Annotated in this window: 11 protein-coding genes; all 11 read right to left on the bottom strand. The window is 72.5% G+C overall.

Annotated features, from left to right (window positions below; translation table 11 throughout):
- Positions 1–359 precede the first annotated feature (359 nt).
- Complete coding sequence (locus AC08OV_RS16075; protein ID WP_476615788.1) at positions 360–998, bottom strand: DNA-3-methyladenine glycosylase; 639 nt, start codon at positions 996–998, stop codon at positions 360–362.
- Between the two features lie 26 nt (positions 999–1,024).
- Positions 1,025–2,485 carry an argininosuccinate lyase gene (argH, locus tag AC08OV_RS16080; protein WP_476615787.1) on the bottom strand — a complete coding sequence of 487 codons (1,461 nt, stop codon included), beginning with the start codon at positions 2,483–2,485 and terminating at the stop codon, positions 1,025–1,027.
- Positions 2,482–3,684: an argininosuccinate synthase gene (locus tag AC08OV_RS16085; protein WP_476615786.1), complete on the bottom strand. Its 1,203-nt coding sequence runs from the start codon at positions 3,682–3,684 to the stop codon at positions 2,482–2,484. The genes argH and AC08OV_RS16085 overlap by 4 nt, the downstream gene beginning before the upstream one ends.
- A gap of 162 nt (positions 3,685–3,846) precedes the next feature.
- Positions 3,847–4,497, bottom strand: coding sequence for an arginine repressor (argR, locus tag AC08OV_RS16090; protein WP_476619877.1), 651 nt, complete (start codon positions 4,495–4,497; stop codon positions 3,847–3,849).
- Complete coding sequence (gene argF, locus AC08OV_RS16095) at positions 4,494–5,498, bottom strand: ornithine carbamoyltransferase (protein ID WP_476619878.1); 1,005 nt, start codon at positions 5,496–5,498, stop codon at positions 4,494–4,496. Before argF ends, argR begins: the two co-directional genes overlap by 4 nt.
- A complete protein-coding gene (locus AC08OV_RS16100) occupies positions 5,495–6,766 on the bottom strand; it encodes an acetylornithine transaminase (protein WP_476619882.1) in 1,272 nt (423 codons plus the stop codon). Before AC08OV_RS16100 ends, argF begins: the two co-directional genes overlap by 4 nt.
- Positions 6,767–6,789: 23 nt before the next feature.
- Positions 6,790–7,896 (bottom strand): acetylglutamate kinase, encoded by a 1,107-nt coding sequence (gene argB / locus AC08OV_RS16105; protein WP_476613961.1) that lies wholly within the window; start codon positions 7,894–7,896, stop codon positions 6,790–6,792.
- Complete coding sequence (gene argJ / locus AC08OV_RS16110; protein WP_476613962.1) at positions 7,893–9,059, bottom strand: bifunctional glutamate N-acetyltransferase/amino-acid acetyltransferase ArgJ; 1,167 nt, start codon at positions 9,057–9,059, stop codon at positions 7,893–7,895. Before argJ ends, argB begins: the two co-directional genes overlap by 4 nt.
- Positions 9,060–9,166: 107 nt before the next feature.
- Complete coding sequence (gene argC / locus AC08OV_RS16115; protein WP_476613963.1) at positions 9,167–10,195, bottom strand: N-acetyl-gamma-glutamyl-phosphate reductase; 1,029 nt, start codon at positions 10,193–10,195, stop codon at positions 9,167–9,169.
- 64 nt (positions 10,196–10,259) lie between these two features.
- A complete protein-coding gene (gene pheT, locus AC08OV_RS16120; RefSeq protein ID WP_476613964.1) occupies positions 10,260–12,797 on the bottom strand; it encodes a phenylalanine--tRNA ligase subunit beta in 2,538 nt (845 codons plus the stop codon).
- Positions 12,798–12,800: 3 nt separating this feature from the next.
- The coding region (locus AC08OV_RS16125) for a tRNA ligase subunit PheS family protein (protein WP_476619879.1) at positions 12,801–13,356 on the bottom strand (556 nt) is incomplete at its 5' end.

A 13,356-nucleotide genomic window follows, 5' to 3' on the forward strand; every position in this document is an offset into this window, starting at 1 on the left:
TGAGTAGACGTCGCAAGACGTCGCCCTCATGCGGCTTGCTGGCTTCTTGCGAAATTCTGGAGGATGCTCGTCAGTTACTCCCCAGACGGGGGCTGCCGTACATCTGCCACATAACGCCCCTCAAGGGGGGCGGTCACCGACCGCATCCGTGGTGTTCGGCGGATCCGGTGTCTCGCTGACAGAGAGAACATTACGGGTGGATGACGGGGGACGTCAAATCAATCCCTCGCCAAGATATGTGATGTACGTCACACCTTCCCAAGACTGGTTCGTTGTGATCTTTTGATATGGGAGGCTTGCTGGTCTGGGCCAGAGCTCTGGACCCCCGGAACACTCGTACAGAGCATCACCGGGTCGACTCACCTGGGTCGACGCGGCGACCGCGGGCTGCTGACCGTCGCCTCGCCAGCGAGCCAGAATCGCCAGGGCCATTCGGCCGCCACCCGGATCCCCACCCGGGGGCCGAGGCAGACCCGGCCGCCGGAGATACCGGGCGGGCCGGGAGGACGGATCCCCCGGCCCCCGGCCAGTGCCACCGTGATCGGCCCCGCGCCGGTGACCGGGGTTCCACTCAGTGCGCCGGTCACGGCGAGCGCCCGTCCCAACCGGCCGGGGCCACGCGCTAGGTCCGCCTCGACCAGGTGTGGGAAACGGCCCGCTACGAGGTCGCGACCCGCCACGACCTCTCCGGAGCGCAGGAGCACGGCCGACGCCGAACCGACCGGTCCGCACACCACGTTCAGACACCAGTGGACGCCGTAACTGAGGTAGACGTAGGCCCGTCCCGGCGGTCCGAACATGACGGCCGCGCGCGGCGTCGGGCCGCGATAGGCGTGCGAGGCGGGATCATCCAGCCCCCCGTACGCCTCAACCTCGGTGATCCGAACGGCGACCGGCCCGTGCCGGACCGTCGCACCAAGAAGGGCCGGTGCGACGACCAGAACGGGCCGGTCGTAGAAGTCCACCCCGTCCGGCGCGGCACCGTCCGTCGGTGCCATGCCGGGCGAGGATTCGGGTAGCGCCGTCAACCCACCGCCCAGGCCTGGTCCCGGTCCAGCACCGGACGCAACGCGGCGATCTGCTCGCGGACCCGGTCGGGAGCGGTCCCGCCGGGTGCCGAGCGGGCCTCCAGCGCTCCCCGCACCGACAGCACCTCGCGCACGTCCGGGGTGAGCAGCGGGTTGATCACGCCGAGATCGTCGTCCGGCACCTCGTCGAGATCGACGTCGTGGGCCACGCACCACGACACGAACTGGCCGACCGCCTCGTGCGCCTGACGGAACGGCACCCCTCGGCGCACCAGGTACTCGGCGACATCCGTGGCCAGCGCGAAGCCGTCGGGCGCCGCGGCGACGAGCCGCTCGCGACGGACCCGCATGGTCGCAACCGTGCCGGTCAGCGCGGGCAGCACCAGCAGCAGGGTGTCGACCGCGTCGAAGACCGGCTCCTTGTCCTCCTGCAGATCGCGGTCGTAGGCGAGCGGCAGTCCCTTGAGAGTGGCCAGGAAGCCGGTCAGATCCCCGATGAGCCGGCCGGACTTCCCCCGGGCCAGCTCCGCGACGTCCGGGTTCTTCTTCTGCGGCATGATCGAGCTACCGGTCGCGAAGGCGTCGTCCAGTTCGACCCAGCCGAACTCCCTCGTCGTCCAGAGCACGATCTCCTCGCCGAGCCGCGACAGGTGCACTCCGATCAGGGCCGCCACGAACAGGAACTCGGCGGCGAAGTCCCGGTCGGAGACCGCGTCGAGGGAGTTGGCGAACGCCCGGTCGAACCCCAGCTCCGCGGCCACCCCCTGCGGGTCGAGCGGCAGCGAGGAACCGGCCAGTGCCCCGGCCCCCAAGGCGCTCACCGACGCCCGGGCGTCCCAGTCGCGCAACCGGTCGATGTCCCGGACGAACGCCTGCACGTGTGCCAGCAGCTGATGACCGAAGGAGATCGGCTGGGCGTGCTGCAGGTGGGTCATCCCGGGGGCCGGGGTATCGACGTGCTGCTCGGCAAGCACAACCAGCGCATGGGACAACTCGGTCAGCCGCGCGGCCACCTCGCGGGCCGAGTCCCGCAGGTAGAGCCGCAGGTCGGTGGCGACCTGATCGTTGCGGCTCCGGCCGGCCCGCAGCTTTCCGCCCAGCGTTCCAAGCCGTTCGAGCAGACCGCGTTCGAGGGCGGTGTGGACGTCCTCGTCCTCGACGGTCGGGCGGAACCGGCCCTGGGTGACCGCGTCGGAGAGCTCGTCCAGGGCGGCGAGCATCGCCGCGAGCTCGTCGGCGTCGAGCAACCCGGCCCGGTGCAGGACCCGGGCGTGCGACTTCGACGCGAGCAGGTCGTAGGGCGCCAGCCGCCAGTCGAACTGGACGCTTATCGACAGCCGGGCGAGCGCCTCCGCCGGGCCGCCGGCGAAGCGCCCGCCCCACAGCCGCATCGGCGCCCCGTCCCCGGGCGCCCCGTGCGTCGTGTCGTTCCCGCCGGACGGGTGCGTCGCGGTCACGGGTTCAGCCGCTGCTCGCGCGCCGCCCAGACCTTCGTCGGCAGGCCCCAGAGCTCGATGAACCCGCGGGCATCGCGCTGGTCGAACTGGTCGCCGGCGTCGTAGGTGGCCAGTGCGTAGTCGTACAGACTGGCCGGGCTGCGCCGGCCGACGACCTGGGCGACGCCACCCACCAGCCGGATCCGCACCTCCCCGGACACTCCGGCGCTGGCGGAGTCGACGAAGGCGTCCAACGCGCTCTTCAGCGGCGAGTACCACAGACCGTCGTAGACGATCTCACCCCACCGCTGGTCGATGCCCCGTTTGAACCGGGCGACATCCCGCTCGAGCGTGAGGTCCTCGAGGTCCCGGTGGGCCGTCAGCAGCGTGATCGCCGCCGGGCACTCGTAGATCTCCCGGCTCTTGATGCCGACGAGCCGGTCCTCGATCAGGTCGATCCGGCCCACGCCGTGGGCGCCCGCCCGGACGTTGAGCTCGGCGACGAGATCGGCGAGCGGGAGGGAGCGCCCATCCAGCCCCACCGGGACACCGTCAGTGAACGAGATGGTCACCTCGTCGGGGGTCCGCGCGACGGTGGGGTCCGCGGAGTAGACGAAGACGTCCTCCGGCGGCTGGGCCCACGGGTCCTCGAGGACGCCGCACTCGGCGGTGCGGCCCCACAGGTTCTGGTCGATGGAATACGGCGATTTCTTCGACACGTCGATCGGCAGGCCGCGTTCCTCCGCGAAGGCGATCGCCTTGTCCCGGGTCATCCCCGAGTCGCGCACCGGGGCGAGCACGCTCAGCCCGGGGGCGAGCGCCGCCACCCCGACCTCGAAGCGCACCTGGTCGTTGCCCTTGCCGGTGCAGCCGTGCGCGATGGCGTCCGCCCCGTGCTCGCGGGCCGCGGCGACCAGATGCCTGACGATGACAGGTCGCGACAGCGACGAGATCAACGGATACCGGTCCATGTAGAGTGCATTGCTCTTGATCGCCGGAGCGACGAAGGACTCGGCGAACTCCTCGCGGGCGTCGACGACGATCGACTCGACCGCGCCACAGGTGAGGGCGCGCTGCCGGATGGCCTCGAGGTCCTCGCCGCCCTGGCCGACGTCGACCGCCAGCGCGACGACGTCGGCGCCGGTCTCGGCGCCGATCCAACCGATGGCCACGGACGTGTCGAGGCCGCCCGAGTAGGCAAGCACGACGCGTTCGGTCACAGTGCTTATCTCCTTATGTTGATTTATATCGAATCATGTTGAATTATTAGAAATCACGCCGAATTAGTCAAAAAAGCCGATGAGTGCTATTTTTAGCAAAAATCAGCATTGTGTTTATCGAGGGTGCTGGGAAGGCCGGTTCACGGCGTCGCCGGTGCACCGCTACGCATCCTGGTCCGGCACGGCGGACGGTCCCGTCGACGCTCCACGCGCCCGGCCGTCGGCGAGCCACAGGAGATGGGCGGCGAGTGCCGGCCCCCTCGGGCCGGCATGCCCTCCCTGACCAGCTGGCTCTCCCGAACCGATGGGATCTCCCGGGCCGACGGAACTCTCCGGACGGACCGGGGCCTCGGCTGCGGGAGCCGACCGGCAGACGACGAGCACCGTGTCGTCCCCCGCGATCGTGCCCATGACCCCCGGGAGCGCCTCCCGGTCGAGCACCGAGGCGAACAGCTGCGCGGCGCCCGACGGCGTGCGCAGCACGACCAGGTCGCCGTTGGCCTCCGCGGAGACCAGCAGTTCCTCGCAGAGCCGGGTGAGCGACAGCCGGACGATCTCCGCCGGCGCGAGGTTCGCCTCGACCGCGTAGACCAGGCCGCCGTCCGGACCGCGCACCTTGGTCGCCCCGATGTCCTCCAGATCACGGGACAGGGTTGCCTGGGTAACCTGGACGCCCTCGGCGGCCAGCAGACGCGCGAGCTCGGTCTGTGAACGCACGCCGCGCTGACCGATCAACGCCGCCAGCCGAGCCTGACGGGCGTGCTTGGTCAACGGCGCGGCACGCCGGGCCCCTGCGCCTGCTTCCGAGGTCATCGCCCGGTGCCCCCCACCGGCGATGCGCCCCCCACCCCGGACGCGCTCCCGGCGGCGCCGGTCGGACCAACGCCCTCGGACAGCAGGATCGACAGCAGGGCCTTCTGGGCGTGCAGCCGGTTCTCGGCCTGGTCGAACACGACCGAACGGGGTCCGTCGATCACCGATGCGGTGATCTCGAGCTCCCGATGTGCGGGCAGGCAGTGCATGACGACCACGTCGGGCGAAGCGGCCTCGACGGCCTTCTCGTCGAGCCGGTACGGCTGGAACACCAACGCGCGGCTGTCCGACTCACCCTCCTGACCCATCGACGCCCACACGTCGGTGTAAAGCACGTCCGCCCCGGCGGCGGCCTCCAGCGCGTCGTGCATCACCAGCGCCTCCCCCCCGGTCACCATGCCGATCTCATTGGCGTGCCGCACCACCTGCTCGAACGGCTCATAGCCGGGCGGCGAGGCCACGTGCACCCGCATGCCTGCCAACGCGCCGGCGAGCAGCAGCGAGTGCGCGACGTTGTTGCCGTCGCCCAGGTAGGTCAGGGTCAGCCCGGCCAGGCGGCCCCGCCGCTCCCGGATCGTCTGCAGGTCGGCCAAGGCCTGGCAGGGATGGGCGTGGTCGGACAGCGCATTGATCACCGGAACGGTGGCCGCCGCCGCCAGCCGCTCCAACCGCTCCTGCGCGAAGGTACGCACGACGATCGCGTCGACGTACCGGCTCAGCACCGCGGCGGTGTCCTCGATGGTCTCGCCCCGGCCGAGCTGCGTGCTCGCCGCGTCGATCACCACCGGGTGGCCGCCGAGCTCGGCGACGCCCACGTCGAACGACAGTCGGGTGCGCGTCGACGGCTTCTCGAACAGCAGCGCCACCGAGCGCCCGGCGAGCGGACGCTCCGTCAGCCGGGTAACGCGGCGGCGTGCCTTGAGCCCGTCGGCGAGGTCGAGCAGGGCGGTCTGCTCCGCGGGGGTCAGGTCGGTGTCGAGAAGGAAGTGTCGGACCGTCATGCGCTGACCCTAGAGCCCGGGGCTGACGCGGACTGCGCCGACGCGGACTGCGCCGACCGAACCCGGGCGGCGAGCGCGTCGCCGACGATACCGGGCAGGGCCGCGACGAAGGCGTCCGCCTCGGCGGCGGTGAGGATCAGCGGCGGGGCGAGCCGGATGGCGTCGGGGGCGACGGCGTTCACCAGGTAACCGGCTTCGCGGGCGGCCTTCTCCACCGCCGGCGCGAATGGGCCGTCGAGCTCAATCGCCCGCCACAGCCCCCGTCCCCGGACCCCGGCCACGCCGGGCACGCCCGCCGCCTGGATCGCCGCGGCCAGCCGCTCCCCGAGCCGCGACGCGTGTTCAAGCAGGCCCTCGGCGGCGATCGTGTCGAGCACCGCGAGCGCCGCCGCGCAGACGATCGGGCCGCCACCGAAGGTGCTGCCGTGATCCCCCGGGCGCAACAGCGTCCCCGCCGCGCCGATGCCGACGCAGGCGCCGACGGGCAGGCCACCGCCGAGTCCCTTGGCCAGGGTGATCACGTCGGGCAGCACGCCCTCGGCCTGGTGGGCGAACCACGAGCCGGTCCGGCCGATGCCGCTCTGCACCTCGTCCAGGACCAGCAGCGCGCCAGCGGAGTCGCAGACAGCCCGCGCGGCGGCGAGGTAGCCGGCCGGCGGCGGCACGACACCGCCTTCGCCGAGGGTTGGTTCCAGGAACACCGCCGCGGTCGCCTCGCTGACGGCAGCGCGCAGGGCCGCGCCGTCTCCATACGGCACGAACCGGACGCCGGACAGCAGCGGCTCGAACGGTGCCCGCTTGGCCGGCTGACCGGTGATGGACAGCGCGCCCAGGGTCCGGCCGTGGAACGAGCCCTCGGTGGCGATGATCTCCGAACGGCCGGTCCGGCGGGCGATCTTGATTGCTGCCTCGTTGGCCTCCGCCCCCGAGTTGCAGAAGAAGACTTTCGCCCCCTCGGGCGGAAGCCCGGGGCTCGGCGCGCCGACCCGCAGCAGCTCGACGAGCCGTTCGGCCAGCAGCACCTGAGGCTCATTGGCGTAGAGGTTCGACACGTGGCCGAGAGCGCCGAGCTGGCCGACAACGGCGTCCCGGACCGCCGGGTGGCAGTGACCGAGCACGCTGACGGCTATCCCGCCGACCAGGTCGAGATATTCGCGGCCGTCATGATCCCACACCCGGCTGCCGGCCCCCCGAGCCAGGGAGATCGCGGGTCGGCCGTAGGTCGCCATCACGACGGCGTCCCGGCGGGCGATCAGATCGGCGTTCACGGCGTTCACGGCGTTCACGGCGTTCACGGCGTTCCTCCGGTCGGTTCGCCGGCCGGAACGATCCCGGCCGGGCGCGCGGCGGGCGCAGGGGGCGTACCTGGCTCAGGCAAGGTGCCCGGCTCGGCCATGATCAAAGTGCCGATGCCGTCGTCGGTGAAGATCTCCAGGAGCACCGCGTGCGGCACCCGTCCGTCGAGCACGTGCGCCTGTGGAACACCACCACGCACCGCCCGCCGGCAGGCCTCCATCTTGGGGATCATGCCGGCGGTGAGCGAGGGGAGGAGCCGTTCGAGCTCGGTGATGCTCAGCTCACTGATCACCTCGTCGCTCGCCGGCCAGTCCGCGTAGAGGCCCTCGACGTCGGTCAGGACGACGAGCTTCGTGGCCCCGAGCGCAACGGCGAGTTCGGCGGCGGCGATGTCGGCGTTGACGTTGTAGACCCCGCCGTCGACGCCGCGGGCAACCGACGCGACCACCGGCACCTTCCCGGAGCCGAGCAGGGCGTTGATCGTCTCCGGTCGGACCTCGACGATGTCGCCGACCAGGCCGACGTCGACCTCCCGGCCGTCGACGATCGCCGGGCGGCGCCGCGCGGTGAAGAGGTTGGCGTCCTCACCGGACAGCCCGACGGCGAACGGGCCATGGTCGTTGACGAGCCCCACGACGTCCCGATTGACCTGGCCGAGCAGGACCATCCGCACGACGTCCATGGTCTCCGGGGTGGTGACCCGCAGGCCGCCGACGAACGTCGAGGGGACACCGAGGCGTTCCAGATGCGCGGTGATCTGCGGACCGCCGCCGTGCACGACGACCACCCGCAGCCCCGAGTGGCGCAGGAACACGACGTCAGCGGCGAAGGCCTCGCGCAGCGCCGGCTCCGTCATCGCGTTGCCGCCGTATTTGACGACGATGGTCGCGCCCTGGAACCGCGACAGCCACGGGAGCGCCTCGATGAGGACCTGGGTCTTCGCGAGCGCCGCGTGGCCCCGGGCGGTGGCGGCCGGGCCCCGCCCGGTGCCCCCGCCCGGGGCGGCGTCGCCGGTGCCATCGGCGCCTGCGGTGCCGCCGGTGCCGCCGGTGCCGCCGTGCCCACCGTTCGAAGGCGGCAGTGTCCGGGTCGGGACGTTCATGTCGAGTACGCCGAGTTCTCGTAGACGTACCCGTCGGTCAGGTCGTTCGTCCAGACGGTGACCTCGGCGTCGCCGGCGTGCAGATCGACGCCGATGCGCACCTCACGGCCGGACAGGTCGACGAGGTCGCGGTCCTCGCCGGGGGCCCCGGCCCGGCAGACCTGCACCTCGTTGATGGACACGTCCAGCGCGTCGGGCTCGAAGACGGCCTTCGTGGTGCCGATCGCGGCGAGCACCCGTCCCCAGTTCGGGTCCTTGCCGTACAGAGCGCACTTGAGCAGGTTGTTGCGGGCGACGGCCCGGCCGACCTCCAGCCCGTCGTCCTCGGTCGCGGCTCCGGTCACGGTGATGGCGATGGTCTTCGTCGAACCCTCGGCATCGCCGAGCATCTGCTGGGCAAGGTCAATGCACACCTCGGTGACCAGCCCCGCCAGCTCCGCCTCGGGCAGGCTGACCCCGGCGGCACCCGAGGCCAGCAGCAGCACGGTGTCGTTGGTGGACAGGCAGCCGTCGGAATCGACCCGCTCGAAGCTGACCCGCGAGGACGCCCGGATCACCCGATCGAGGGTGGCGGCGTCCGCGACGGCGTCGGTGGTGACCACCACGAGCATCGTCGCGAGCGACGGCGCCAGCATCGCCGCGCCTTTGCCCATCCCGCCGATGGTGACACCCGAGGTCGTCGACGAGGTGCGGACCGCGGCCTTCGCGACGGTGTCGGTGGTGCGGATCGCCTCCGCCGCCGCGGCGCCGGCGGCGGCGGTATCGGTGAGGTCCGCCACCGCCTTGGTGGCGCCGGCGAGCAGGTTGTCCATGGGCAGGCGGACGCCGATGAGACCGGTCGAGCAGACCGCGACGTCGCCGGCACCGATACCGAGCGCCCCGGCGACGTGCTCGGCCGTGGCGTGGGTGTCGGCGAATCCGGCCGGACCGGTGCAGGCGTTCGCCCCGCCGGAGTTGAGGATGACGGCGCGCAGCCGGCCGTCGGCGAGGGCTTGGCGACTCCAGAGCACCGGAGCCGCCTGGACCCGGTTGGCGGTGAAGATCCCGGCGGCGGCGTCGGACGGCCCGTCGTTGACGACGAGCGCCACGTCCGGACGACCGGACGGCTTCAACCCGGCCGTCACTCCGGCGGCGCGGAAGCCCCGTGGGGCGGTGACGCTCAACTCAACCCTCTCCTGTCCCCTGTCCGCGTTGCTGGTCGATGTTGCTGGTCGATGGTCCCGCGTCCTTACCGGCCTGCCGGCCTGCCGGCCTGCCGAGCCGGAAACGGTCAGGGGGCGATGCCCTGAGCGGTCAGCCCGGCGGTCTCGGGCAGGCCGAGCATCAGGTTGGCGCACTGCAGCGCCTGGCCAGCCGCGCCCTTGCCGAGGTTGTCGATCGCGGTGACGACGATCGCCCGGCCAGTCTCCGGGTCGAAGGTCCCCTGCACATGAACGGCGTTCCCGCCGAGCGTCGCCGCGGTGTGCGGCCAGCGCCCCGGCGGCAGCACCCGGACGAACGGCTCCCCCGCGTAGGCGGACCGCAGCGCCTCGTACACGGCGTCCGCGTCGGTGCCCGGGATGGCCCGGCCGGTACTGGTCGCGAGGATGCCGCGGGGAAGCGGGGCGAGCACCGGGGTGAAGGACACCGTCACGGTCGTACCGGCGGCCCGGGAGAGGGTCTGCGTGATCTCGGGCCGGTGCTGGTGGGTGCCCACCTTGTAGGCGGTCAGGTCACCCATCACCTCGCTGCCGAGCAGGTTCACCGTGGCCGAGCGCCCCGCGCCGGACGTGCCGCTCGCCGCGACGACGACCAGGTCGGCGGGCTCCACGAGACCGCCGGCCAGCAACGGCACGAGCCCGAGAGAGGTCGCCGTGGGATAGCAGCCCGGGACCGCCACCTGCCGGCTCGCGGCGATCTCCGCCCGCGCCCAGGGGAGCTCGGGCAGGCCGTAGGCCCAGGCCCCGGCGTGCTCCCCCCCGTAGGCGCGCCGCCACGCCTCCGGGTCGACGAGCCGATGATCGGCACCCAGATCGGCGACCCGTACGGTGTCGGGCAGGGTGGCGGCCACCGCGGCCGACTGACCGTGCGGCAGGGCCAGGAAAACGATGTCCGCGTCAGTCCCGGCCAGCGCGGCCGCGTCCGTGAACACCCGGCCCTCCAGGTCGGGCAGGTGGGGATGCACGTCCGTCACCGGCCGGCCGGCGGACGCGTTCGCGGCCAGCGCACCAATCTTGATCTCGGGATGGGCGAGGAGCAGGCGCAGCAGCTCTCCGCCGCCGTACCCGCTCGCCCCCGCAACTGCTGCCGTCACACCCATGATTGCAATCTTATACACGCCAACTCATTGTCATGCAATGAGGCTGGCGTAACCCGCCTCGGCCTCAGGCGCGCAGGGACGCGCCGGTAAGCTCCGCCGCCCGGGCGACCGCCGCGTCCCGCACCGCGTTCGCCTCGGCGGCCGTCAGCGTCCGGTCCCCGGCGCGCAGCCGCAGGCCGAAGGCCAGCGAGCGCTGACCGACCCCGACCTGGGCGCCCTCGAAGACGTCGAAGAGGGTCAGGGACTCCAGCAGGTCACCGGCTCCGGCCCGCAGTGCCGCCGTCACGTCGGCGACCGGCACCTCGATCGGCACGACGAGCGCCACATCCCGGTCGGCGGGCGGATAGGTGGAGATCGTCGGCGCGATCATCGGCGGCGCCGCCGACGCGACCTCGATCAGGGCGTCGAGGTCCAGTTCCATCGCGCCGGCCCGGGGCGGGAGCCCGGCGGCGCCGAGCACCCGGGGATGCAGCTCACCCGCGTGGCCCACGACCCGACCGTCGATCGAGAGCTCCGCGAGGCGGCCCGGGTGCCAGGGCATGACATCGCCGGCCCTGACCGTCAGGGTGACGCCCACCGCCTCGGCGACCACGTGCGCGGCGTCCACCGCGTCCGCCCAGTCCGCGTCCCGGGCCGGCGTGGACCAGCCACCTGGCTCACGGCGCCCGGTGAGGAGCACGGCGACGTGGCGGGGCTGGCCGGGCAGAGTCGAGTCCAGAGCGGCGATCTCCGCGGCGGAGGGCCGACGATCCACCGGCGGGGTGACGACACCCGTCGGGATCCGTTCGCGTTCACGGAACACCAGGCCGCTCTCGAACAGGGCGAGATCGCGCTGCCCCCGGCCGATGTTGCGCACGGCCGCCGCGATCAGTCCAGGTAGCAGGGTTGTCCGCAGGTAGCCGGCATCCTCGGCGATCGGGTTCGCGATCCGGACCGCCGCGCGCCGCGGGTCGGCCGCAGCCAGGCTGAGCGCGTCGGCGGCGTCCTCGGGCACGAACGGCAGGGTGAGCACCTCGGCGAACCCCGCGTAGGCCAGCGCCCGGCCCACTGCGCGGTGCATCCGCTGCGCGGCGGTGAGCCCGCGCCCCGCGGGCAGCGACGGCAGGGTCACCGGGATGGTGTCGTACCCCTCCAGCCGCATGATCTCCTCGACGAGATCGGCAGGCCGGGTCAGGTCGGGACGCCAGGACGGCGGCGTCACGATCAGGACACCGGGCAGGCCCCCGGTCGCCGGCCCGTCGGCCACTGCGCAGCCGACGTCGACGAGCCGGCGCCGCACCACCTCGGCGGGGTAGGGCCGGCCGGCGAGGCGTTCCGGTTCCGTCAGCGGCAGGGTCACCGGCGCCAGGCCGGGGCGGTGGTCCAGGTCGGTCACGCCGGGCTCGGGACGGGCGGCGGCGAGCTCGACGAGCAGGTCGACGGCCAGCGCCGTGGCGACCGGCGCGAGCGCCGGGTCGACGCCGCGTTCGAAACGCCGCGACGCCTCCGAGGACAGCCGGTGCCGGCGGGCGGTGCGGGCCACCGTGATCGGGTCGAAGTGCGCCGCCTCGAGGACGATGTCGGTGGTCGTCGCGGACACCTCCGTGCTGGCCCCGCCCATCACCCCGGCGAGCGCGATCGGACCGGTGTCGTCGGCGATGACCAGATCCTCGGGGTCGAGAGTGCGGTCGACCCCGTCGAGGGTGCGCAGCGTCTCTCCGGCGACGGCCCGGCGCACGATGATCGCGCCGGTCAGCTTCGCCCGGTCGAAGGCGTGCAACGGCTGGCCGAGGCCCAGCAGCACGGCGTTGGTGACGTCGACCGGCACCGAGATCGACCGCATCCCGGACAGCGACAGCCGCCGCTGCCACCCCGGCGGGGTGGTGGCCCGCGGGTCGACCCCGGTCACCACCCGGGCGACGTAGCGGTCACACGCCGCGGTGTCCTCGACGACGACCGGATAGGCCTCCCCGGCGGGCCCCGGGCCGGCGGCCAGGTCCGCCGGCGCGCCCGGGTCCGTGAACGGCAGCGCGAAGGCGATCGCCGCCTCCCGGGCGATCCCCCGCACCGACAGGCCGTAGCCCCGGTCCGGGGTGACCGCGATGTCGAGCACCTCGTCGGCGAGATCGAGCAGCTCGGCGACGTCGGCGCCGATCGGCGCCCGCGGCGCGAGCACCAGGATGCCGTCGGACTCCTCGCCGAGGCCCAGTTCCCGGGCCGAGCAGATCATCCCCTCGCTGACATGGCCGTAGGTCCTCCGCGCGGTGATCTCGAACCCGCCGGGCAGCACGGCGCCGGGCAGCGCGACCGCCACCCGGTCACCGACGGCGAAGTTGTGCGCCCCGCAGATGACGCCGCGCACGCCCTCGCCCTCGCCCCCGGATCCGGCATCCCCGGATCCGGCGCTCTCGGCGACCCGGACCTGGCACCAGCGGACGGCCTTCTTCTTCGTCTCGACGATCTCGAAGTCGACGATCTCCCCGACGACCACGCCGGAGAACTCGCCCCCGGCGCTGCGCAGTCCCTCGACCTCGAAACCGGCCCGGATCAACGCGTCGGCGACGGCCCGCGTGGGCGGCAGCCCCGCCACGTACTCCCGCAGCCAAGACATCACGATCAGCATGGGTCAGTCCTCGATTCCGAACGGCAGGCTGAACCGGACGTCACCGTCGACGAAATCGCGGATCTCCCGGATGCCATGGCGGACCATCGCGGCCCGTTCCAGCCCCATCCCGAACGCGAAACCGCTGTACCCGGTCGGATCGACCCCCGCGGCCCGCAGGACGTGCGGGTCGACCATGCCGCAGCCGCCGGCCTCGATCCAGCCCTCGTCCGAGCAGACCCGACAGGGCTGGCGGGCCGCCTCCCCGCGGCAGGCGAAGCACTGCACGTCCAGTTCCGCGGACGGCTCGGTGAACGGGAAGAACGACGGGCGCAGCCGCGTCGACAGGCCCGCCCCGAACAACGCCTGGGCGAAGACCTCCAGGGTGCCGCGCAGGTCCGCCATGGTGATGCCCCTGTCCACGGCCAGACCTTCGAGCTGGCCGAAGACCGGCGAGTGCGTCGCATCGATGGTGTCGTTGCGGTATGTCCGCCCCGGGCACACGACGTACACGGGCAGCGGGCGGTTCAGCAGGGAGCGGATCTGCACCGGGGAGGTGTGGGTACGCAGCACCCGGCCC

The sequence above is a fragment of the Frankia sp. CeTa3Moorea genome (assembly GCF_978021225.1).

What these genes read in the sequence shown, in the direction of transcription:
- argF (WP_476619878.1), bottom strand. Translation starts at nt 5,498, where the DNA reads ATGACGGTCCGACACTTCCTTCTCGACACCGACCTGACCCCCGCGGAG.
- AC08OV_RS16075 (WP_476615788.1), bottom strand. Translation starts at nt 998, where the DNA reads ATGGCACCGACGGACGGTGCCGCGCCGGACGGGGTGGACTTCTACGAC.
- argR (WP_476619877.1), bottom strand. Translation starts at nt 4,497, where the DNA reads ATGACCTCGGAAGCAGGCGCAGGGGCCCGGCGTGCCGCGCCGTTGACC.
- pheT (WP_476613964.1), bottom strand. Translation starts at nt 12,797, where the DNA reads ATGCTGATCGTGATGTCTTGGCTGCGGGAGTACGTGGCGGGGCTGCCG.
- argC (WP_476613963.1), bottom strand. Translation starts at nt 10,195, where the DNA reads ATGGGTGTGACGGCAGCAGTTGCGGGGGCGAGCGGGTACGGCGGCGGA.
- argB (WP_476613961.1), bottom strand. Translation starts at nt 7,896, where the DNA reads ATGAACGTCCCGACCCGGACACTGCCGCCTTCGAACGGTGGGCACGGC.